Annotated in this window: 21 protein-coding genes; 10 read left to right on the forward strand and 11 right to left on the reverse strand. The window is 36.9% G+C overall.

Annotated elements, in window-relative coordinates:
• Positions 1 to 84 precede the first annotated feature (84 nt).
• The 8 genes from fliQ to miaA all read left to right on the forward strand — a co-directional run bounded on the left by fliQ (position 85) and on the right by miaA (position 10331).
• Positions 85 to 354, forward strand: coding sequence for a flagellar biosynthesis protein FliQ (fliQ, locus tag E4O01_RS13910; protein ID WP_253692896.1), 270 nt, complete (start codon positions 85 to 87; stop codon positions 352 to 354).
• A gap of 24 nt (positions 355 to 378) precedes the next feature.
• A complete protein-coding gene (gene fliR / locus E4O01_RS13915; RefSeq protein ID WP_253692897.1) occupies positions 379 to 1173 on the forward strand; it encodes a flagellar biosynthetic protein FliR in 795 nt (264 codons plus the stop codon).
• On the forward strand, positions 1170 to 2342 hold the full coding sequence (gene flhB, locus E4O01_RS13920; protein WP_253692898.1) for a flagellar biosynthesis protein FlhB: 1173 nt from the start codon (positions 1170 to 1172) through the stop codon (positions 2340 to 2342). Before fliR ends, flhB begins: the two co-directional genes overlap by 4 nt.
• A gap of 8 nt (positions 2343 to 2350) precedes the next feature.
• Entirely contained in the window at positions 2351 to 4447 is a 2097-nt protein-coding gene (gene flhA / locus E4O01_RS13925) for a flagellar biosynthesis protein FlhA (protein ID WP_253692899.1), read from the forward strand.
• 847 nt (positions 4448 to 5294) lie between these two features.
• Positions 5295 to 7067, forward strand: coding sequence for an ABC transporter ATP-binding protein (locus E4O01_RS13930; RefSeq protein WP_253692900.1), 1773 nt, complete (start codon positions 5295 to 5297; stop codon positions 7065 to 7067).
• 10 nt (positions 7068 to 7077) lie between these two features.
• Complete coding sequence (locus tag E4O01_RS13935; RefSeq protein WP_253692901.1) at positions 7078 to 8952, forward strand: ABC transporter ATP-binding protein; 1875 nt, start codon at positions 7078 to 7080, stop codon at positions 8950 to 8952.
• A 149-nt stretch (positions 8953 to 9101) separates the two neighbouring features.
• Positions 9102 to 9308: a DNA-directed RNA polymerase subunit omega gene (locus E4O01_RS13940; RefSeq protein ID WP_253692902.1), complete on the forward strand. Its 207-nt coding sequence runs from the start codon at positions 9102 to 9104 to the stop codon at positions 9306 to 9308.
• Between the two features lie 24 nt (positions 9309 to 9332).
• Positions 9333 to 10331 carry a tRNA (adenosine(37)-N6)-dimethylallyltransferase MiaA gene (miaA, locus tag E4O01_RS13945; RefSeq protein WP_371819662.1) on the forward strand — a complete coding sequence of 333 codons (999 nt, stop codon included), beginning with the start codon at positions 9333 to 9335 and terminating at the stop codon, positions 10329 to 10331.
• A gap of 27 nt (positions 10332 to 10358) precedes the next feature.
• Here the strand turns inward: miaA and E4O01_RS13950 are convergent, their stop codons facing one another.
• The 8 genes from E4O01_RS13950 to E4O01_RS13985 all read right to left on the reverse strand — a co-directional run bounded on the left by E4O01_RS13950 (position 10359) and on the right by E4O01_RS13985 (position 16191).
• The gene (locus E4O01_RS13950; RefSeq protein ID WP_253692904.1) at positions 10359 to 10583 is read right to left on the reverse strand and encodes a hypothetical protein; all 225 of its coding nucleotides are present in this window, start codon (positions 10581 to 10583) and stop codon (positions 10359 to 10361) included.
• A gap of 599 nt (positions 10584 to 11182) precedes the next feature.
• Positions 11183 to 12355 carry an IS256 family transposase gene (locus E4O01_RS13955; protein WP_253692905.1) on the reverse strand — a complete coding sequence of 391 codons (1173 nt, stop codon included), beginning with the start codon at positions 12353 to 12355 and terminating at the stop codon, positions 11183 to 11185.
• Positions 12356 to 12358: 3 nt separating this feature from the next.
• Positions 12359 to 12958, reverse strand: coding sequence for a DUF6088 family protein (locus E4O01_RS13960; protein WP_253692906.1), 600 nt, complete (start codon positions 12956 to 12958; stop codon positions 12359 to 12361).
• Positions 12959 to 13182: 224 nt separating this feature from the next.
• On the reverse strand, positions 13183 to 13512 hold the full coding sequence (locus E4O01_RS13965) for a nuclear transport factor 2-like protein (RefSeq protein WP_253692907.1): 330 nt from the start codon (positions 13510 to 13512) through the stop codon (positions 13183 to 13185).
• Between the two features lie 64 nt (positions 13513 to 13576).
• Positions 13577 to 14029 (reverse strand): GNAT family N-acetyltransferase, encoded by a 453-nt coding sequence (locus E4O01_RS13970; protein ID WP_253692908.1) that lies wholly within the window; start codon positions 14027 to 14029, stop codon positions 13577 to 13579.
• A 117-nt stretch (positions 14030 to 14146) separates the two neighbouring features.
• A complete protein-coding gene (locus E4O01_RS13975) occupies positions 14147 to 14821 on the reverse strand; it encodes a hypothetical protein (RefSeq protein WP_253692909.1) in 675 nt (224 codons plus the stop codon).
• A gap of 75 nt (positions 14822 to 14896) precedes the next feature.
• Positions 14897 to 15403, reverse strand: coding sequence for a YfbM family protein (locus E4O01_RS13980; protein ID WP_253692910.1), 507 nt, complete (start codon positions 15401 to 15403; stop codon positions 14897 to 14899).
• Positions 15404 to 15423: 20 nt separating this feature from the next.
• Positions 15424 to 16191, reverse strand: a complete 768-nt coding sequence (locus E4O01_RS13985; protein ID WP_253692911.1) for a hypothetical protein — start codon at positions 16189 to 16191, stop codon at positions 15424 to 15426.
• Positions 16192 to 16341: 150 nt separating this feature from the next.
• Between E4O01_RS13985 and E4O01_RS13990 the strand changes: the two genes are divergently transcribed.
• Together E4O01_RS13990 and E4O01_RS13995 are read left to right on the forward strand one after the other, a co-directional pair.
• Positions 16342 to 16833: a PTS sugar transporter subunit IIA gene (locus tag E4O01_RS13990; RefSeq protein ID WP_253692912.1), complete on the forward strand. Its 492-nt coding sequence runs from the start codon at positions 16342 to 16344 to the stop codon at positions 16831 to 16833.
• A gap of 175 nt (positions 16834 to 17008) precedes the next feature.
• A complete protein-coding gene (locus E4O01_RS13995) occupies positions 17009 to 18496 on the forward strand; it encodes a DUF5312 family protein (RefSeq protein ID WP_371819588.1) in 1488 nt (495 codons plus the stop codon).
• 34 nt (positions 18497 to 18530) lie between these two features.
• Here the strand turns inward: E4O01_RS13995 and E4O01_RS14000 are convergent, their stop codons facing one another.
• The 3 genes from E4O01_RS14000 to E4O01_RS14010 are packed head-to-tail and all read right to left on the reverse strand — an operon-like array spanning position 18531 to position 20963.
• Complete coding sequence (locus E4O01_RS14000) at positions 18531 to 19847, reverse strand: ATP-dependent 6-phosphofructokinase (RefSeq protein WP_253692914.1); 1317 nt, start codon at positions 19845 to 19847, stop codon at positions 18531 to 18533.
• A gap of 20 nt (positions 19848 to 19867) precedes the next feature.
• Positions 19868 to 20383, reverse strand: a complete 516-nt coding sequence (locus E4O01_RS14005) for a DUF192 domain-containing protein (protein ID WP_253692915.1) — start codon at positions 20381 to 20383, stop codon at positions 19868 to 19870.
• A complete protein-coding gene (locus E4O01_RS14010; RefSeq protein ID WP_253692916.1) occupies positions 20373 to 20963 on the reverse strand; it encodes a hypothetical protein in 591 nt (196 codons plus the stop codon). Before E4O01_RS14010 ends, E4O01_RS14005 begins: the two co-directional genes overlap by 11 nt.
• Between the last annotated feature and the right edge of the window lie 7 nt (positions 20964 to 20970).

Below are 20970 nucleotides of genomic sequence, written 5' to 3' on the forward strand. Positions count from 1 at the left end.
GAGGTCATTCGCTTCATCTTGAAAAATATATGGTTTTCATTTATAATGATAAAAGGATAATCCTAGGTCATTATGGAGGGGACTATGACTACAGGTACTATAGTTACTTTAATGCGTGAAGGTATAGGTATAATACTTATGCTTTCTGCACCCATCTTAGTTGCAGCTCTTTTGGTCGGCTTGATTGTGGCGATCTTTCAGGCGACTACTTCTATACAGGAACAGACGCTTACCTTTGTTCCCAAAATTTTAACTATTTTGGGAATGCTGGCTCTTTTGGCAACTTGGATGATTACAGTATTACGGGAATATTTTGTTTCTTTAATGAATTTAATTCCTCAACTGGTAAGATAAATTAAGGAATGACTCTTTAACTAAATGCAGCCCTTTGATTTTATTCTAAATAAAGAACCTATTTTTTTACTCGCAGCAGTTCGAATTTTTGCCATATTGATGACTTCTCCCCTAATGTCGATGCGCAATGTTTCGCGAATAGCAAAGGTTGCTCTTGCCGGCTTGACTGCATTTATGGTTACCCCCTATGCCTATCCTGATTTCAGAAATTTAAATGCATTTAGCCTTGAATATCTTCTTTTACTTTTGGGGGAAGGCCTTATCGGGGTTTTAACCGGGTTTTTTATAAGCATTTTATTTTCTACATTCAGTACAGCAGGACAGTTTTTTTCATTTCAGATGGGTTTCGGGGCTTCCGGAGTTTTTGATGCTCTGGCTCAAGTTGAAAACCCTCTTATAGGTCAATATTTTAACTTTATCGCAGTCCTCATTTTTTTACGCATAAACGGCTTTCAGCGCCTTTTTTTAGGCGGTATAATGAAGGGCATTGAACATGTCAACTGTTTTATGTTCTTACAAAAACAAGATGAACTTTCAACCTATCTTTTAGGTGCGATTGGAAATCTTTTTTTTAATGCAATGATAATTGCCTTGCCGGTTATGGGTACGCTCATTTTAATTCACATAACAATGGGTCTTTTAACAAAGGCGGCTCCTCAGATGAACCTTTTATCCGAAGGCTTCCCAATTACCATTTTAACCGCCTTTTTTATTTTGGCCCTTGCTCTGCCTTTTTTTATAAACACCTTTGAAATTATGTTGGAAAAAGGCTTATTGAATTTTTGGAGGCTTTTAGACAGCCTCGGAGGTGCTAAATGATAAACATAGAATCAGACCTCCTTTATCAAAAGTATTTTTCGCAAGAAGAGCTCCTCCTCAATAAAAAGATAGGCTTGCAGTGGTTCGCTGCAGAAGACGAAGGCAGAACAGAAGACCCGACCGAGTACAAAATACGCAAAGCCCGGGAAGAAGGAAGAGTTGCAAAAAGTCAAGACCTAAACGCTGCCATGGTTGTGCTGCTTCCCGTAATCACTCTTATAATAATGGGGCCTTATATCTTTAAATCCTTAATGCAGGTTATTTCTTTCTTTTTTGAGCGCTGCACGACGGAAGACGTTTTAAACGGAGCATGGTTCGGTATCTTTGTTTCGTATTTTTTTAGAACGGTTTTCCCGATAACCGCTGTTGCTTTAATTTCGGGAGTATTGGGAAACATTATTCAAAACAGAGGCTTTTTATTTTCGACAAAGCCTATCAAGCCCGATTTTAAAAGGGTTACCCCCAATTTTGTACGCTTTTTTAAAAGAGCTTTATTTTCTGCCGAGGGGCTTTTTAATTTGGCAAAATCGCTTTTTAAGGTTGCTATTATAGGTTTTATAGGATATCTTGTTATAAAGAACAATATTACAAAGATGATAGCCCTGCTTCAATCCGATTTTACTAATTCAATAATTTTTATCGCTAAAACGGCAGCTCAAATATTGGTCTATGCCTCCATCGCTCTGGTTCTTTTAAGTATTCCGGATTACTTTTTTCAAAAACGCCAGTTTTCCGAATCCTTAAAAATGTCAAAAACGGAAGTAACCGATGAGTACAAAGAATTGGAAGGAGACCCGATGGTAAAGGCCCAGATAAACAGACAGATGCAGTCAATCCTGCAAAAAACCGGCATAAAAAATGTGCCTGATGCCGATGTCGTTATTACAAACCCGACCCACTATGCGGTCGCTCTTCAATGGAAACAAGGGGTTATGCCTGCTCCCATGGTTATATCGAAGGGAGTTGATGCGGCAGCCCAAAACATAAAAAGGATTGCCAAAGAAAACAACATTCCTACAATTGAAAATGTTCCTCTGGCGCGGGCTCTTTATGCCAATGTAGATTTAGGACAGATAATTCCAAGCGAATACTATAAATCGCTTTCGATTATATTCTTAAAAATTTACTCGCTAAAAGAAAAAGAAATGTTAAGGAAAAGATGGAGGTAAATCGATAAATGGCCGAAAACAGAATTTTTAAAGAAGCACCGAATGCCTTGGTAGCCGTGGGAGCTATCATGGTGATATTTGTGATTATTATTCCTCTACCTACAGCTCTTTTAGACTTTTTTATGGCTTTGAATCTTATATTCAGCCTTATAATACTGCTCATAGTTTTATTTGTAGACAAACCTACGGAATTTACGGTTTTCCCGTCATTGCTTTTAGTATCCACCATATTCGGACTTGCTTTAAACGTTTCCTCTACAAGGCTCATTCTAACATATGGAGAAGCCTTTGACGGCAAAATGATAGCAGCCTTCAGTCAATTTGTTATAGGCTCTTCAGGAAATCAAGGCTTGGTCATAGGTTTTGTAGTTTTTATTATCTTAATTGCAGTACAAGCCTTTGTAATCACAAAGGGTGCGACAAGAATCGCTGAGGTTGCCGCCCGTTTTGCCTTAGACTTTAACAATACTAGGAGCATGTCTATAGAGGCGGAATACAACGCCGGCGTTATAACGGAGGCCGAGGCCAGAAAGAAAAAAGAAGACCTGCAAAGGTCTACCGACTTTTACGGAGCAATGGACGGTGCGAGTAAATTCGTTTCGGGGAACGTAAAAATAGGCATCTTTATCACCATTTTGAATATTGTAGCGGGCTTAATTGTAGGTATAGTGTTTAGACAAGAAGCCTTCGGCAAAGCATTGCAGATGTACACAAGGTTTACAATAGGAGACGGTCTTTTAGCCCAGCTTCCTTCTCTTTTTATTTCGGTTGCAACAGGTCTTGTAGTAACGCGTTCGGCTTCAACAGGTTCTTTCGGAAAAGATATCACCGATCAATTTGCACGCAATTCGACTATTTATTACATCGCAGCTGTTACCTTGACGGTAATGGCAATTTTACCCGGCTTCCCGTCGATAATCTTAATTATAATTGCACTAAGTCTTGCCTTTCTCGGATGGCGTTTGCAGACTACAAAGGTAACAAGGGCCCAAAAAGAGCAGGCAGCTAAAGAGGCTCAAGCAGCATCGGAGCAAGCGGCAAAAAGTGAAACGGATGATACTAAGGCCGTAAGTCCCTTAGACGATATATTGCTCCAATTCGGTTATGGTCTTCTTCCTCTTGTAGATCAAGAAAAAGGCGCCGAGCTTTTATCCCGTATTAAACGAATACGAAAAGAAATCGCTTTGGAAACCGGCCTTGTTATGCCCGTTATCCGAATTGTAGATGCAATGAACCTTCCGCCGGATGAATATTGCATCACAATACAGGGCGCCGATATTGCAAGATCAAAGATAAGAATGGGGGCGTATCTTGCGGTAAACCCTGGAAACGTTCAAGATGAAATTCCCGGAGAGCCTACCTTAGATCCGGCCTTTGGTCTCCCTGCTATTTGGATATCGGAAGCAAATCAGCCTGCGGCCGAAAGAGCGGGGTATACGGTTATCGATCCGCCTTCGATAATAGCAACGCATTTAACTCATGTAATAAAAACTCATGCGGATGATATACTTTCAAGGCAGATGGTAAGCAACATGCTCGATTCCGTAAAAAAATTAAACCCCATTGTTGTCGAAGAAATTCAAACAAACGACAAACTTACTCTGGGCGACTTGCAAACCGTATTCAAGTGTCTTCTTAGAGAGAATGTATCCATACGGAATACTCCGGCTATTCTCGAAACTATATCCGACTATAGGCGCATAACGGGAGATATGTATATAATTGCCGAAAAAGTGCGTCAAAGATTGGGAAGGCAAATTGTTCAGCAATATTTGGGAGATGATAATTCGTTAAGAGCCTTTATGGTAGACTCAGCCTTTTTCCAAACCGTTTTGGCAAGCCGCATAGATACTCTGACCGGGCCTCAGCCGGCAATCGATATTGAATCTAAAAAAGCATGGCTCAGGGCTGTTCAAACTGCATACAACAACTTTAATGCTCAATTTGTGGGAGTTGCCGTTATTCTTGTTCCCGAAGAAGGCCGGCTTTTAATAAAACGGCTTCTCGAATACGAAATGCCCATGGTTCCGGTCTTATCCGTTCCCGAAATTCCAAAAGACGTTTCAGTCATCGGTATGGGAAACATAACGCCTGAAATTCAATAAGACTATATAATTTATTCTAATATTCGGCAGTTTATTTCTTTAAACTGAAATAACTGCCGATCATTTGTCAAAAATAAATCGCAATCATAGATTACAGCAGCTGCAAGCTGTAAACTATCCATGTTTTTATGAGATTTTTAGGATCGAAATTAAAAGACAAAGACCTCGATACAAAAACGATATGGCTATTTAAAGAAATAGTATTGGTGAGGATGCCGGTATAAAATAAAAAGCCTGATGAGTTAAGATAAAAAATATTTTTAAACCGGACAAAATATAAAAAAATTGATATAATGCTAGGTATGGGGATTATAGAACGATATTTTAGAAATACCATGTTTTGAGTGTAAATGTAGAAATGAATTTTTAGGACTTAGATTCATTAATCGATACAACAAGAGTATCATCAAGCTGAAGCTGATTATATGCTTGATAAAGCTCGTATAGCGAACAAAGAATATCGCTTTTTGCTTCGCTTTATAGAGCGGACGATACGGTTCTTTTGGATTAAAATGAGGAGTTAAAAGACGGTATGCAACTACCGAAAAATCACTTAAAAATAAGTATTTAATAGCTATTCAATTAGTTGAATAACACCGTTTCTATTGGTTTTACTTTATTTTTCTGCTTAGGTAACGATATAGGCTAAAAACAGGCTTTTTTACTGATTTTTATTATCACGAGGATTTAAGGCTGAAATTCTATAAGTGTTTGTAAATTATAGACTTATCAAATTATAGTATTTCAGAATTCTCATTCTATGTGATAATTAACAACTATGATACAGTCTATACAAAATATTTTTTTTAGTATAATGCAGATATGAATATCATCATAGGAGATGTGGATGAAAAAACACGGAGTTATAAATAACTCATTATATTTGTTTGGGAACATTTGGAAAGAAAGCAAGCTGCAATTTTTACTGATTTTTTTGCTGGTGCCGGCTACGATTTTGATGCCGTTTTTGCAAGCTTTTTTGCCTAAGGTGGTAATCGATGGTTTGACGCAAAAACTGCCGATAGCTACCTACTTGCAAAAAGTTCTATTGGTGGGAGCGGGACTTGCCATTGCAAAAATGCTTCTTGATCTTATGAACTATTTTATGGAACACGAGGGTCAAGAAATGCGACATTTCTATCGGTTAAAGCGAATAATCACTTCAGCAAAAATGGACTATGAAAAGTTTGCAAAAAAATCAACGCTAGAAAAAATGGATACGGCTGCAGATGCCGTCATGGGCTCTATGGCTATCACTGCTCAGGCGGGGCGAATCTTTTCCAATTTGCTGGTTTCGCTTTTTGGTATGATAAGCTTTGTTCCATTTATTTTGCAAATACAACCATTCTTACTTGTAATAATTTTTGTATCCTTTGCGATAAATTGTTTATATGGAATTTTTCTTGTTGACTATACGGAAAAAATTGTCGATACTTCTCAGGATTTGAACCGCAAACTGGAATATCTTTCAGGCAAAAGCAAAAATTGTAAATACGCCAAAGATATTCGTTTGTACAAGTTAGGCGGTTTATTTTTTGAAAGTTATAAAACTTATAATGAAGCTCGTCATCAGTTACATACGAAGCTGGCAAATGCACGGTTTTTAGGAAACTTAATTGCAGCACTCTTTGTTTTTTTACGAGATGGACTTGCATATTTTTATTTGATACGACTTGCTTTAACGGGAAAAATTCCAATTGCGGAATTCGTTTTTCTTTTTCCGATAATCACAAGTTTTTCCGAATGGTTGATGTCTATCTCTGAACAAATTACTGATTTACGTGAAGGTTCGCTGGATATAGATTATTACCGGGAGTATTTATCAATTGCCGAAGAATATTCTTTTGGGGAACGAAATGCTTTACCGGAAAAATTTGACATCGAGTTAAAAAATGTTTGTTATCGGTATGAGGGAGCTGAGGAAAACACTTTACAAAATATAAACTTACATATTAAAGCAAACGAAAAGCTCGGCATCGTCGGAGTAAACGGTGCGGGGAAAACTACGCTCATAAATTTAATTATGAATTTTTTTCATCCGACATCGGGGGAAATTTTTATCGGTGGTGTAGACATTCGAGACTTTGGCGAAGAAGCGTTGAAAAAAATGTACGGTGCTGTGTTTCAAGATATTTTTATCCCGCCGGAAACAGTAAAAAATATTATTTGCTGTTCTCAAGTCAAATGCAACAAAAAACTTTTTGAAAAAGCAGTGAACGACTCCGGTTTTCAAAAAACGCTTTTAGAATTACCGAATAAAGAAGATACTTACTTGGTAAAAAGCACACGAACCGAAGCCGTGGATTTATCGGGCGGTCAGCAGCAACGGTTAATGCTTGCCCGGGTTTTATACAAGGACGCTCCGATTTTAATTTTAGATGAACCGACAGCCGCCCTTGACCCAATCGCCGAAAGTGAAATTTATGAGCATTATAATGAAATGACAAAAAACAAAACTTCGATTTTTATTTCTCATAGATTAGCTTCCACCAGATTTTGTGATCGTATTATTTTACTCGACGACGGCAAAATAATCGAAGAAGGTTCTCACGAAGAACTGATGAAACTCGGCGGACAATATAAACAAATGTTTGATGTTCAATCACAATATTATAATTAAGGAAACTATTATGGAACTTGAAAAAAAATCTCGTAGCTTAAAAAAAGTTATAAAAACTTTTATCGAATCGATTAAGTTTTTACACAAACTGGACAAGGGGCTTGTGACATATTATGCTCTTATCGGTTTGATGGTGGGAGCAAAACCCTTTGTAAATATCTATGCTTTGAAACTTATCATAAATTCTATCTCAGCTCAAAAAACTTTTAAAGAAATTTTTATTCTTGCCTTGGCTACTGTTGTCTTAAATCTTTTGCTTGACTTAACGGAAAAGTTTTTAGGACACCACGCTTATTTTAGAATGGAGCTGATGACTGAAAAGCGGGATATGGAATTCGGTCGAAAAAATACGACTATCGATTATGAACTTTTGGAAGATCCGAACTTACACATCGAGCTGGATAAAATGTACAACATGGATTATAACGGTGGCTTCGGACTATGGAAGCAATTGGTGAACTGTATGGAACTTGTGCAAAATACTTTTTTGTTTATCTCCGGAATTATCCTTGCGATTCCGATGTACAAAGCTGATGCTTCGATTTTCGGATTGCCTCTTTTTGCTCAAAATATAATCTTTACACTTTTAATTTTATTTATTTGCTTTTTACAAATTCATATCAATACTGTTTCCTTACGCCGTATAGATAAGTTTGAAAAAAGCGATGTGTTTGAAAAAGAGCGCCCCTATTCTTACGCTGTTGATAGTCTTTTGGATTATAAAATGGGAAAGGATATTCGCCTTTATAATTCGGAACTTTACAAAGGATATTTTGAAACACAAAATGAATTTGACAAAATGGTTAACCGTACGTTTCGTATTTTGCGTTTACCGGTAAAGCTTTCTTTATCTTTTTTTAATATTATTGGTTTGCTTGTGGTGTATTTATTTGTCGGATTAAAGGCTTACTATGAAGTAATATCTGTGGGAGATATTGTTCAGTATGCCGGAGCTGTTACTCAATTTGTTTTTGCGATTTCAGGTTTGACAACGGTTTTTAATGACATCACGAATAACTGCGATTTTTTTGATTTGTGTTTGGGCTTTATAAACTTAAGTGAGACAAAGTATAGCGGTACACAGCCGATAGAAAAACGCGACGGCAATCAATACGAGTTTGAATTCCGCAATGTTAGTTTTCGCTATCCCGGTACGGAAAAGTGTGTTCTTAAAAATATAAACTTAAAATTAAAAGCCGGAGAGCGGCTTGCTGTTGTCGGAATGAACGGAAGCGGAAAAACTACTTTTATAAAACTTTTGGTTCGCTTGTACGATCCGAGCAAGGGCGAAATTCTCCTCAACGGAGTTCCTATTAAACAATTTGATTATGACGAATACCTTAATTTACTTGCCGTCGTTTTTCAAGACTTTTCACTTTTCTCGTTTAAGTTGGGACAAAATGTTGCATCGGAATTAACGTACGATAAAGAAAAAGCGCTTCGTGCGTTAAATGCAGCAAACTTTGTGCAATCGTTAGAAAAAATGCCGGAAGATTTAGACTCGTATCTTTATAATGACTACGAAGACGGCGGTATGGAAATCTCCGGAGGTGAAGCGCAAAAAATTGCAATGGCAAGAGCAATTTACAAAGACGCTCCCTTTATAATTTTAGACGAACCCACCGCTGCCTTAGACCCGATTTCAGAAAGCGAAATCTATTCAGGCTTCGATAAAATTGTCGGTTCAAAAACCGCAATTTATATTTCGCATCGATTATCCTCCTGCCGTTTTTGTGATACAATACTCGTCTTCGATCATGGCGAGATTGTCCAAACCGGTTCCCACGATGAACTCGTCCAAAACAAAGCCGGAAAGTATTACGAACTGTGGAGTGCCCAAGCACAGTACTACCGTGAGGAAGAGATTAGGGTGCTTTTTTCGTAACTATTATCAAGAAAATACGAAATGCCCATGGTCCCGGTCTTATCCGTTCCCGAAATTCCAAAAGACGTTTCAGTCATCGGTATGGGAAACATAACGCCTGAAATTCAATAATGATTGACTTTTTTCTTAAATGATGGTAGAATGATGCCATGATATTTCCATTAGAAGAACTCATCGAGTTTGATGACAATATTTACGAGATTACATGCGCATCGACAAGAAGGGCCTATCAGCTGGCTAAAATTCAAGATCCCAATGTCGAAAAAAGCGGAGACAAGGTTGTTTCAGCCGGAGCAAAGCAGATTTTTACCGGCGAGGTAAATTATCAGATAGAAAGGCATCCCGAATTCAACTAAAATTTCAGCTTTAAAAGTTTGCGCATTCCTGTATTGATTTTTTTCGGAGCAACGGCTTCGGGGAAAACAAGCTTAGCTTCCGAAATATTTTCTTATAAAAATTCAAAAGATTTCTCAAAAGAAGGCGGTGTTTCGGCTATTTCAGCTTGTGCCGAAGTTATAAGCGCCGACTCGGTACAGGTGTATAAGCACCTGCATATCGGCTCGGCTTCCCCTTCAAAAGAAGAATTGGAAGACCTTCCCCATCATTTAATCGCCGTAAAAGAGCCCTCGGAAGAATTTTCGGCGGCCGATTTTGTGAGGGAGGCCGATAAGCTTTGCCCCGAAATATATGCGAGGGGCAAACTTCCGGTCTTGATGGGAGGCACGGCCTTTTTCTTAAAGAATTTTATCTATGGACTTCCTGTGACTCCTACAGCCGACCCTAAAATCCGGGAGCACTTTCAAAAACGCGCAAAGGAAGAGGGTGCCGCCGTTCTTCTGGATGAGCTAAAAACAATAGATCCTGTCTCGGCTCAGCGTCTCCATGTCCATGACGAATACAGAATAATAAGAGCTCACGAGGTTTTTGCCGCCTCAGGAAGGCCTTTAAGTTCTTTTGCCCTCCCCGAAACACCAAGAGAAGAATACGAGTTTTTTATCTTAAGTATTGAAAGAACCCGCTCTCTTCTATACGAAAGAATCGAAAAACGGGTCGATGCCATGTTTGCCGAGGGGCTTTATGATGAGGTAAAAAAGCTTTACGAAATGGGTTATACGGGGGAAAGCCCCGCTCTCAAAGCCATAGGCTACAGGGAATTCTTCGATGAGAACAACCGCTTAAAACCCGAATCGGCCTTAGAAGAAGTCTCGGCTCTTATAAAACGGAATACCAAGCACTACGCCAAGCGGCAGGAAACCTTTTTTAAGACCATCCCCGATGTTCATCGCTACTTTATAGAAGGCGAAACCGAGATATTAAGGCTTTATAAGGATATTTGCGGGTTTTATGGGAAGAGGGTAAAAACAATGGAACTTGATTGATTAGTACTCAAGCTAAAAGAATAGGTGTTACTCTTCCTCTTCTTCGGCTTCCGTTTCTTCTTGAGGCGGGGGAGCTTTTTCCTTTACAGGTGCAGAAAACTTCTTTTTAAGTGCAAAACTTCCGGCTTTTTTCTTATAGCTCATCACATAAAAAATAAAACTTAAAAGAAGACCGCAAACAATGGTTACTCCGATCACTATAGGCGAAAGAACGACATTTTTTACCACATAAAAAAAATCTGGTGAGTTCATATCTTTCTTATCGGAAAACCTATAAAAACTTTTAGCGGCTTCTAAGCCTGTTTTCCCTTATGCTCATGGATTTGTGTTAAAAGATCTATAATTTCGGCATCCCACTTCCTTATTAGTGATTTTATTTGATTTTGGTAGTTGGCAAACCGGGATTTATTGATTGGTTTTCAATTTGAAATAATTTCTATCATTCAAAAAAATCAGAAAAAGTACTGCTGTCTGAACCCCGAGTAAGGCTATGTAAAAAGCTTTTCCTTCTCTGTTATAAATCAAAAATATATTTGTTAAGTTAAAAAATGAATGGAATACAACCATATTTACAAGCGATTTATTTGACTTGTGAAATATATAACTCATTAAAACACTCAACATAATAATCGTTGGGATAAATAATAAAAATCCCGCGATGCCTACATTCGATATTTTAATGAAATGCCATATTGCCCAAAGCGTACCTACAAAAAGAGAACTGACAAAAGGCGTATACTCTGCTTCGACGATGCATCATTTTCAAAATTGTACATAGCTCTACACCTCATTATATCACTTTTTTTTCCGGCCTTGTCCAAAAAACTGTGTAAATGCTTTTTTTTAATTTATCAAAAAGGAACCCTTTTGTCAAACAATATGGCAAATTGATTAACGGCAATGCCCCAATTTTTTATAGGCATAGTCCACCTTTTACTCGCATTGCGTATAGCTAAATACATAGCCTTATATATCGAATCATCATCAGGAAAGCTTGGTTTATTACGAGTAACTTTTCTTAAACTGGAATTTAAAGACTCGATTGCATTCGTTGTGTAAATAGCTTTTCGGATTTCTTCAGGATAATTAAAAAATTCAACAAGCTCATTCCAATTCCTCTGCCAGGCTGCTTTAATCATTGGATACTTGTCATCCCATTTCTTTCCAAAATCTTCAAGAGCTTCAGCTCCACTTTTTTCATTTATCGCTGAATATATTTCTTTCAAGTCTTTGCATACATCCTTAAGGTCTTTGTAAGAAACAAATTTGGTAGAGCTTCTAACCATATGAACTATACAATGCTGTATATGAGTATCGGCAAATACTGCCTTTACCGCTTCAGGAAAACCTGTAAGCCCATCCATGCAGGCTATCAGAATATCTTCAGTCCCTCGGTTCTTTATTTCCGGAAGAACTGTCCTAACCCCTATCCTCTCTCCTTCAAATAACATCGGATAATTTTTCTGTAAATCCGGTATAATTCCAACTATACTTGAAGGAGTCCATGCTGCCAATGTTCCAATCTCAAGTCTTACAGCCTGAGTTAAATATGATGAGTTAAAAACTTTTGAATATTTAAAAAGTATTGTCTGAGAATCTTCATTATCAATGCTTATTCGAAATTCTTCATCAAGCATGTTTCTAAAATCATCCTCCATCTGAGGTACAAATTCATTTTTTAAAAATTCCGCTGTTTTCTGATTAGAGATCTTATTAAATTTATCTTGTTTTGTATTGGAGCGTTCTTTCCAAGGCTCCCCAAACTTATAACCTATAACTCTCCAGTCAAGAATTAAGTCAATGTCCTCTGAAAATCTTTGAATTAAAGAAAAACATTTCGAGAGACTCGTACCACCTTTAAAAGTAAGATTATCCTTCCATTTGCATTTTGAAAACAAATAGTTAAGTACAAAGCATACCCAATAATCTTTTTCAATAATTACTTCATTCACTCCCATTTTTTGTGAAGCATTTCTTATGACCTGTTCTAATTCATTTTTGGAAATCTTCTTATACTCAAACATGATTTATACCTCACATATTTCTCTAAGAATATTGTATACCCAAGCACTTGTGGTCTTTCCATCTTTAAGCAATTCTGATTTTTCTTTATCAGATAACTTTTCTCTCAAATAATTTATCTGCTTCTTTGTTACCTTATCCTTTCCAATAGCTTTAATAGCTTGTATTACCATCGCTGTAATTGTTGACATCTTTGAAACGTCGCCGTTACTTCTACGTTTAAATTCAATCATTGTATTTTCAAAAGAAAAATTCACATATCTTCCATCTGATATATATGTCCATTTCGCAGGCACTTGAGTAGATAATCCTAATAAATTAAGAGCTGTGTTTCCGGAAGGTGCAATCGTCCAATTATATTTTCTTGCAAGTGCATTTGCAACTTCATTTACAGATGGCGCTTCATATTCTCCAATTAATTCAATATATTTCGGCTTATAGTAAACACCGTTCATTATACGCTTAATCTCTTTTGACTCCACAAGGCGATTCAATGTGCTACGAACCGTTTCATATTTGGCAAGGTCAAAAAAGTCATTTGCAATAAAAACCTGTTTGGAATCCAAGCTGTTTATTCTATCAAGTATTATTTTTTTATAATTCATATGCCGCCTCCTTTGCACCAAATATTATATAATATTTGGTGCAAAAAGTCTATATCAATATTTATGTGGCATTATTTTTTTGTTCATTTACTCATCCTTTCGTATTTCCGGTAAAAAAATAGACGATATTTCTTGGCATCAAAAAAGGAAGTATCGGCTATTTTGCTTTTACTTCCTTTTAGCAGTTTTATTTAATTGTTTTACTTTGACAAACCTAAGAGTTCTCAGTCGAGAATAAACTCATATTCCCGATATATCATGCCGTCTTTAAAATCAAAAATATCCAGTGAACGAGCTCCGAAATTATTTACCAAATACGTAACGATTCTATTGCCGTCTGATGAAATCTGCATATTTACGCAAGAAAATTGAGCGTCAGTATTACTGTAAGCTTTTTTTATCACCTGCATATAGTTCTCTACACCGATAATCTTTTTTTCTTCTTTGCCGAATAATTGCCAAGATATTTCCGAATGGAGAAACCGCTGATAGATATTCCAATTACGTTCATTTTCAGCCTTAAAAAAAGCTGCTAACACTTCTTTATTGTTCATAAATTCTTATTCCTCCGGCAACTTTTAATTTGCTTAGCCTAATAAACCGGGCGTTGTATCTCCGTTATAGTTCTTTTACCATCTGCATTTCTTTAAAATGCTTACCGCAAAATGTGTACTCTACTTCTTTAATCTCTTTGAGACCGATAGAAGCATACATTTTACGCGCAACAATGTTTTTCAAAGATACGCTTACATACAGTTTATCTGCATTGTGTTTTTTCTTGAAATAATCAAAAAACTCGGCTGCGGCCTGTTTGACGTAACCTTTCCCTTGAAATTGCTTCCCTATCATAAAACGGCTCATAGACCACCCGGGAAAAGTTTCATCGTAGTCATACAAAATAAAACCTACCATTGTATCTTCGTGGTAGACTCCTAAAGTGTAAAGTCCATCCTCATAAGCCGCTTCAACTAATGACTGTTTATTGTCCGCAACAAAGTTTTTTTGGCTCTCATAAATGCTCAATGCTATACAGTCCCAATAGTTTGATTTATCAATTTCTCTAAAAGTCATTATCATTTTCTCCAACAACTTCTACTTTGTCAATTTCTCGTCCATTCCATTATATCACTTTTGCTATATTCTGTCAGTTTTACGATTGTAGTTATGCAAGCGCAAAATCAATTTTATTTAAACGATAACACAAGGTAAAATAATGTGCTCCGTATCAATTCCTTTTGAGATGAGGAATTGTTCAAAGCCGTCCGGAAAGTTTTCTTTTTTCTGTAAAAATTCAAACCAGAGCGGATAATAGGTTTTACAGTTGGAAACCAGTATTTTAAAATTTTCATTTTTGAATGATAACTCATAAGCAATGTTTTCCATTATTTCTATGGATTTCAACTCTTCCTCCAAGCGGTTTTCTGTAAGCACTGCCCAAGGCAATTCGTGCAAATTAAAATCATGATAACGGATAAGAAGTTTCAGTTTTAAAGTCAAAGCTTTGGTATGGTGAGAGTTGTGTTTTAATACTTGGTCTGCTGCGTACATAGACGAAATATTCAAACCACGCATGACTTCCTGCAAATCCGTTTCAAGCAAAAATTCTGCAAACCGATAACCGTCATTCAAATCATCTTGCCAGACAGTTTTGAATTTTTTAAAAAACTGAGGAGGTGTAAGTATTTCATTTTTATACTGTTTTACGAAATATATCAATTCATCAAGTGTAGGAAATTCATGTGCAGTTGTCTTTTCCCAATTCATTATCATTGCGTGACGCACTTTCCGTTGCTCCTTGGAATAAGAGCCGCCAAGCGGAAATTTTTTATGTATCGCCAAATAATCTTGTAAGTAAGAATTCATATGTCTATCCTATAATAGTAATCCTTACATATTTTTGATTTTCTATACATCATTAAATTAAAAATTCAAACCCGGTTAATAAATAGTAACCAATACATTGCCGTTAGCCTCTAATATTTTCTTGTAAAACTCTTTCATATTTTGAAAGCAGTCGATTAATTCCTCTTTTATTTCATCGGCTTCTTCTTCATAGTCCCAGATGTTCGGATATAAATCCGCTTTTTTGCATTCTTGCATACTGAATTTTCCTAAAGCTTTTTTTATATCAAAATTATCGAGAGCTGAAATAATGTCTTTAATTCTTGACTTCTCGGTATAAGCTATAAACTCTTCTACATCATCAAGAGAAGATACACCAACAACCGCTTCACTAAGAGGGTCATTTTCTATCGGCTTGCCGCTATCTACTCCGGTAAGCAGAAAATGAAGTGCATCCCACATCTTATCTATATCGAGTAACATCTCCGCATCTTCATTCCAATCTTCTGCAGTCTCAAAGATTTCATCTTCCTCCGCATTAAACGATTTTAGTTGTTTTAAGTTTTCATCACTTAAAAATTGATAATTTGCTATTATTCCCATTTTTATTTCCTCCTAAACTTCTAAGTTATAGTCAAATCAATGTTAAAAATACGATTACAGTTTTTATAGTTAACTTTGTTTGCTCCACGCCACCAATTAAGCGGGTATGATAAACTTTGTCTTAAATCTCCCGTATCTCTCATCAAAGGAGGAGTAAATGAGCTTAAATAACCTTTATGTTCCGGTGTTTCTAAAATTCCGCAAATAGCGAGCGTTTCAAGAATCCCAATAACCTCGTTTTTATTGCAAGGGAATAGCTTATCCTCCATAATTTTTTTACACAGAGTAACACCGGTGTCCGTATCGTTCATGGCAGAGGCTAATATCAGTATTTTTCTAAGAATATTTTCATCAAAATTAGCGGCTTTTTTTCTGTTCATACGAGTAAATTCATCAAGATAAAAAATAGGCTTTCCAATTTCTCCCCAAATTCCTCCACCGCGGTATTTAACCCAATTATAAAATGTTCTATTGAGCCGAGGCGGAACCTTGTCCGCCTTTCCTCTATCAAAATTTAGCCAACTTGAAGCATATACATATGATGCCAAGACATACCGGTATTCCATATCACGAGCGGATAGGCTGTATAAAAAAGAGTTGGCTGCATCGGTTAGAGAAATCGAATTGAGAATTTGTGTCAGCAATTGTACGGTTTCTTCGGCAGAAATATATAAATCATCTAAAATAGCTCCATGTTTTTTTGCATAAGCTATTTCTTCGGATGACAATCGGTTTCGTTTCACGTCATCCATATAATACATTAGAATATTTTTTGCTTTTTTATCCATATATACATTCCACCTGTTTTATTTTATCATTTTTCCCATATTTTGTCAGTAATTGAGCAAAAAAGGCTTTTATTTTGCAATAATAAAAGAAATTTGAAAAAAACTTAAAAAAAACTTGACTTTTAATCAAAAGAGGCTTAGAATGTATGCATGGAATTTAAAGATGCATTGAAACCCGATTCTGTAGATTTAAAGGATGTCATTACTCCTGAAACTATTAATCTGCACTTAAAAGGGACTACAAAAGAAGCTATTATTGATGAGTTACTTGATACGCTTGTAAAAGCCGGAAAAGTAAAAGACAAGGTTGCGGCCAAAGCATGTGTTTTAGACAGAGAACGCAAGATGTCTACCGGTATGAAGCATGGTATAGCTATACCTCACGGAAAAACAGACTCTGTAAGTGATCTCGTTGCCTGTATAGGTATTGCAGATAATCCTGTCGATTTCGATTCTTTGGATCAAGAACCGGCACGAATATTTATTATGACTTTGTCACCCCTTGATAAGACAGGGCCTCACTTGCAGTTCCTTGCACAGATAAGCCTATTATTCAAGAGTGCAGAGAAAAGAGAACAACTTTTACGGGCTTCAAACGAAAAGGCCGTTATTAAACTTTTGATGGAAAGCGACGAAGAATAGTATGTTTGAAGAGCTCTAAGTAATGGCCTATGCTGAGCGCTGCACAGGCCGTTATTTTTTGTCCTGTTTATTTTTCATGAGGCGTCACCCTGTTGACAAATTAGCGAATTTAACACATATTATTAACATGGCCAATAAAAAAGAAAGTTTTTTCCAAAAAATATTAGGTTTGTTTATGTCCTCAGACAGTCCGGAGGCTATGAAGAGGCGCAAATTAAAAGATATTGCAAAACAAATTGGAAAAACCAGATACAGTAAATGGTATAAATCAAATTCTCAAGAAGTTTTGCCTCAAGCTGCTCAATTTTTTTATAATGTATATAAGGTAGTAGGGCCGGCTCGCCCTCTTTTGGCCGGAGCAGCCTCCTCAAAAGTGCTTAAAAATGTCACAGTCGAAAATTCTCTTTCAGAAAAACAAAAAAAACTGCTTGAGCATTTATCGGAAGAATCAATCATAGAACAATCAAAAAACTCGAATGCTGAAACCCTTGCCGAGAAAGTGAAAAAGGAATTGAAAATTTTTATAGGAGAATTCGATTCCAAGCAAACACAAAAGATAGATTTGGCATATCAGCACTTGGATGCTTTTATTCATTTTGTATTGTTTGATTATTATTTTTTACTAAGAAAATTCGATTCAAATTTTATTGAGAACAATTTTAATTATACTCCTAATTTTCAAGCAATAAGAGGGGAGTATATTACCGAAGATTTAAAGGATTTTGCATCGGTTTTTTATCAGCTGAGTATCGATACCGATTGGAACCTCATTTTTGATATAATAAAGACATATAAAAACATTCAGCCGGTTCATGCAGGTCAATGGAAAAAACTTTTAGGAGCTTTAAATGATCTTCGCCGCTCAAAAGCTCTCGAGTATATTATACAGCACATTACTGAAGATATCTTTTACACGGTTGAAACATCGCCCTTTACCGAAAAAGTAACGGATACCTATGTTTCGCAGATAAAAACATCTACTCAAAATGTCATCAGTAAACTCATAGATGAACAAAGGTCGTCAAAAGTTGCCGTTTTGATAAATAAAATTTTCGGCAATCAAATCATTTCAGGGATGAAAAACTATACCGTCGATGCAAATGCCGCTTTTGAAAAACGCGGCTTGTCGGGATATATTTATGCCGAAGAAATGAGCTATCTAAAATCATTTTTAATAGAATACATCAAAACGGATATAAGAACTCTATGCGACTTATTTTTAGTCCGCGGAAATTGGGGGAGTTTTGCAGGTACAACGGCCGATTTTTCAAACAGTTTTCATGCAATTATGCAGGTGGCTTCCAAAACCGTAGAATTCGATGAAAAACTTTCCGAAGTGTCGGATACAGGCGTAAAATTCCGAACTCTCCTTTCCAGAATGGAAAGAGAAAAGGAAGCAGGCAGACAGGCGACAAAACTTTTAAATGATGTAAACGAAACGGCTCTCAAGCTTATAAATATCTCCTTAAAACACATAATCGTCATAGGCAATAACTTTAAGACAATCATAGCCGACTATGATAAACCGCGCCGAGAGTTAATTCAAAACTGGAAAGAGATTGAACAACATTCGGAAAGGCCTGTGAGAGAATGGCTCGTTGAAGCCTACAAAAAAATCTACGACTTTATCATGCTGATGCAGCTTTTTATCAAAAAAGAGTAAAAAGCCGCTTTTAAAAGCTATCATTATTTTCCGGCTAAACCATAGTTGTCGGCTGACCTGTGGCATCCAAAGCATCTCGCCACAATGAACTTTCAGGATTTACGTGTTTGCGCTCGGATACTACTTCTTCTATGGGAAGATGTACGAATTTATTGTTTACAAGTCCGATTAGGGTGCGAGTTTTTCCTGCCATAGCCGCATGAACAGCATTATTTCCCAAGCGTTCGCAATAAATTGAATCTATAGGAGCCGCTATTGAAGACCTGATTTGATAGCTGGGGTCTATATATTTTAAATTTATGTGCATTCCGATTTTCTCAAAGTATGAGGTTATTTCTTTCTTTAAAAAGGCTCCGATATCTGCAAGCTTTTTATTTCCTGAAGCATCTGTTCCTTCTTCAATATTCATTAAGTGCTGGCCTGCTCCTTCGGCTGCAACAATGAGGGCATAGCCGTTTTCAACGAGCTTTTTTTCCAAAAGTTTTAAAAAACCGTTTTCACCGCCCAATTCAAAGCGGACTTCGGGGATAAGAACAAAGTGAGCCTCATGGCAGGCGATGGCCGTATGTGTTGCTATAAACCCTGACTCGCGTCCCATTAGCTTTACCAAGCCTATACCGTTAATCTGAGAGCTTGCTTCCATATTGGCGGCAGCAACCGATTCCGTAGCTTTTGCAATGGCTGTATCAAAGCCGAAAGATTTTTGTATAAAAGAAAGGTCGTTGTCTATCGTCTTAGGGATACCTATTACCGAAATTTTTAATTTGCGTCTGTCGATTTCTTTTGAAACCTCAAGAGCTCCTTTTTGAGTACCGTCTCCCCCGATAAAAAAGACCATGTTAATGTTCATCTGTTCGATACCGTCTACAATTTCGTTTACTCTGGTTCCTCCGCCTCTGGAAGTGCCTAAGAAAGAGCCTCCTGTTTTATGGATTCCGTTTACAACTTCAGGGGTCAGCGGAACAGGAGAGAAGCCGTATTCGGATATAAATCCTTTATAGCCGAATTTGATTCCGCTTATTCGGCGGACTCCGTAACGTGTCCAAAGACAGCGGACTATAGCCCTTATAACATCATTTATTCCGGGGCATAATCCTCCGCAGGTAGCAATTGCGGCATGCACATAGTTGGGACTAAAATATATCTTTTGGCGGGGGCCTGCTTTTTCGATAAGATCGGAGTGAGTAAGAGCTTCGCCTACTTCTCCAAGCGAGGCCCCTAAATTATAGCGTATAAATTCGGAATCTCTTACATAGTTTGCAATGAGATCCCCATGTTTTTCTGAGAGCATAATCGGAGACTGTATTTTACATTCTCCTAATGAAGGAATGGAAAAATCCGGTTTTTTCATAATAAACTCCTTTCAGTGAATTATTGTAACTTCCTTTTTAAAAGAAAAATTGTTTCTTGTGTTAATTTATCGCCTTCTTTTATGTTCATTCTGTTGAACATGCCCTTAGGGACTTCAAGAGCATAACGCACGGAGTATGTGCTTTCAATTGTTTCCAAACTGTAGGGAGTCATGTCGTAAATTTCTTTTATTACACCGGAGCTGTCGATGAATGCAATCGATAAGGCGTGAGGGGTGTCTTTCATCCAGAATCTTAATTTTGTATCTTCTTTGTATAAAAAAATCATTCCCGTACCCTCAGGAATTACCTTGCGTTCCATAAAGCCTTTTTGCTGCTGAGAAGGTGTAATTGCAAGTTCTACGCTTATTTTTTCAATATTTTTTTTAACGGAATCTTCGGTTTTTGTCTCGTCTTGTGTTTCGTCATTTAAAGTTTTTTCTATAAAGATTTCTTCTGTGTCCATTTTATCTTGAGCTCCGCATGAAGGAAAAAGGCAAAGTATCAAAAACAAAACCGAGATTTTTTTAAAAATCATTTATAAATTCCTCGCGTAAGATGTCGCTGTAAGCCTTATCTGTTTGGCTTTTTTCTAAAAGCTCATTAAAGACTTTTAAATCGATGTATTTGATTGCCAGCGGGCGCTCTAAAATCATTGAGACGGTTTCATTTTTCCAAATGGCTCTTTTGGGGTCTATAGTTAAAGGTTCCCCATATTTGGCGGTTAAAGCGGAATACATCGAATAATAATCTATTCTGTCCGTATCCATCTGGATAATGATTATATATAAGTTTTCTTCATAAAATTGAAACCAAGCCCGCTTGATATTGCTTGAGCCCTTTGTTTCAATCAAACTGCGGTTTTTACCGGGTAAAAGCGAAATATCTCTTTCTCCGCGGTATCCGAATATTGAATCTTTTAAAAGAGCTTCTTTAACTGCATCCATATTCATACCAAGATTTATATCCCGATAACCGGCAGGAAGTTCAGCAAACTCAAGACTCTCCTCCGTTTTTTCGACAGCATTCTTGCCGTTAAGTTCTTTATCGGATACAGAATCCTCGGAAAAAGCAAAACCTATAAAGATAAAAAATACACAAAAAAATAACTTTTTCATAATTTGT

Origin of the sequence: Treponema sp. OMZ 790, assembly GCF_024181285.1 — a bacterium.
Classification (GTDB): domain Bacteria; phylum Spirochaetota; class Spirochaetia; order Treponematales; family Treponemataceae; genus Treponema_B.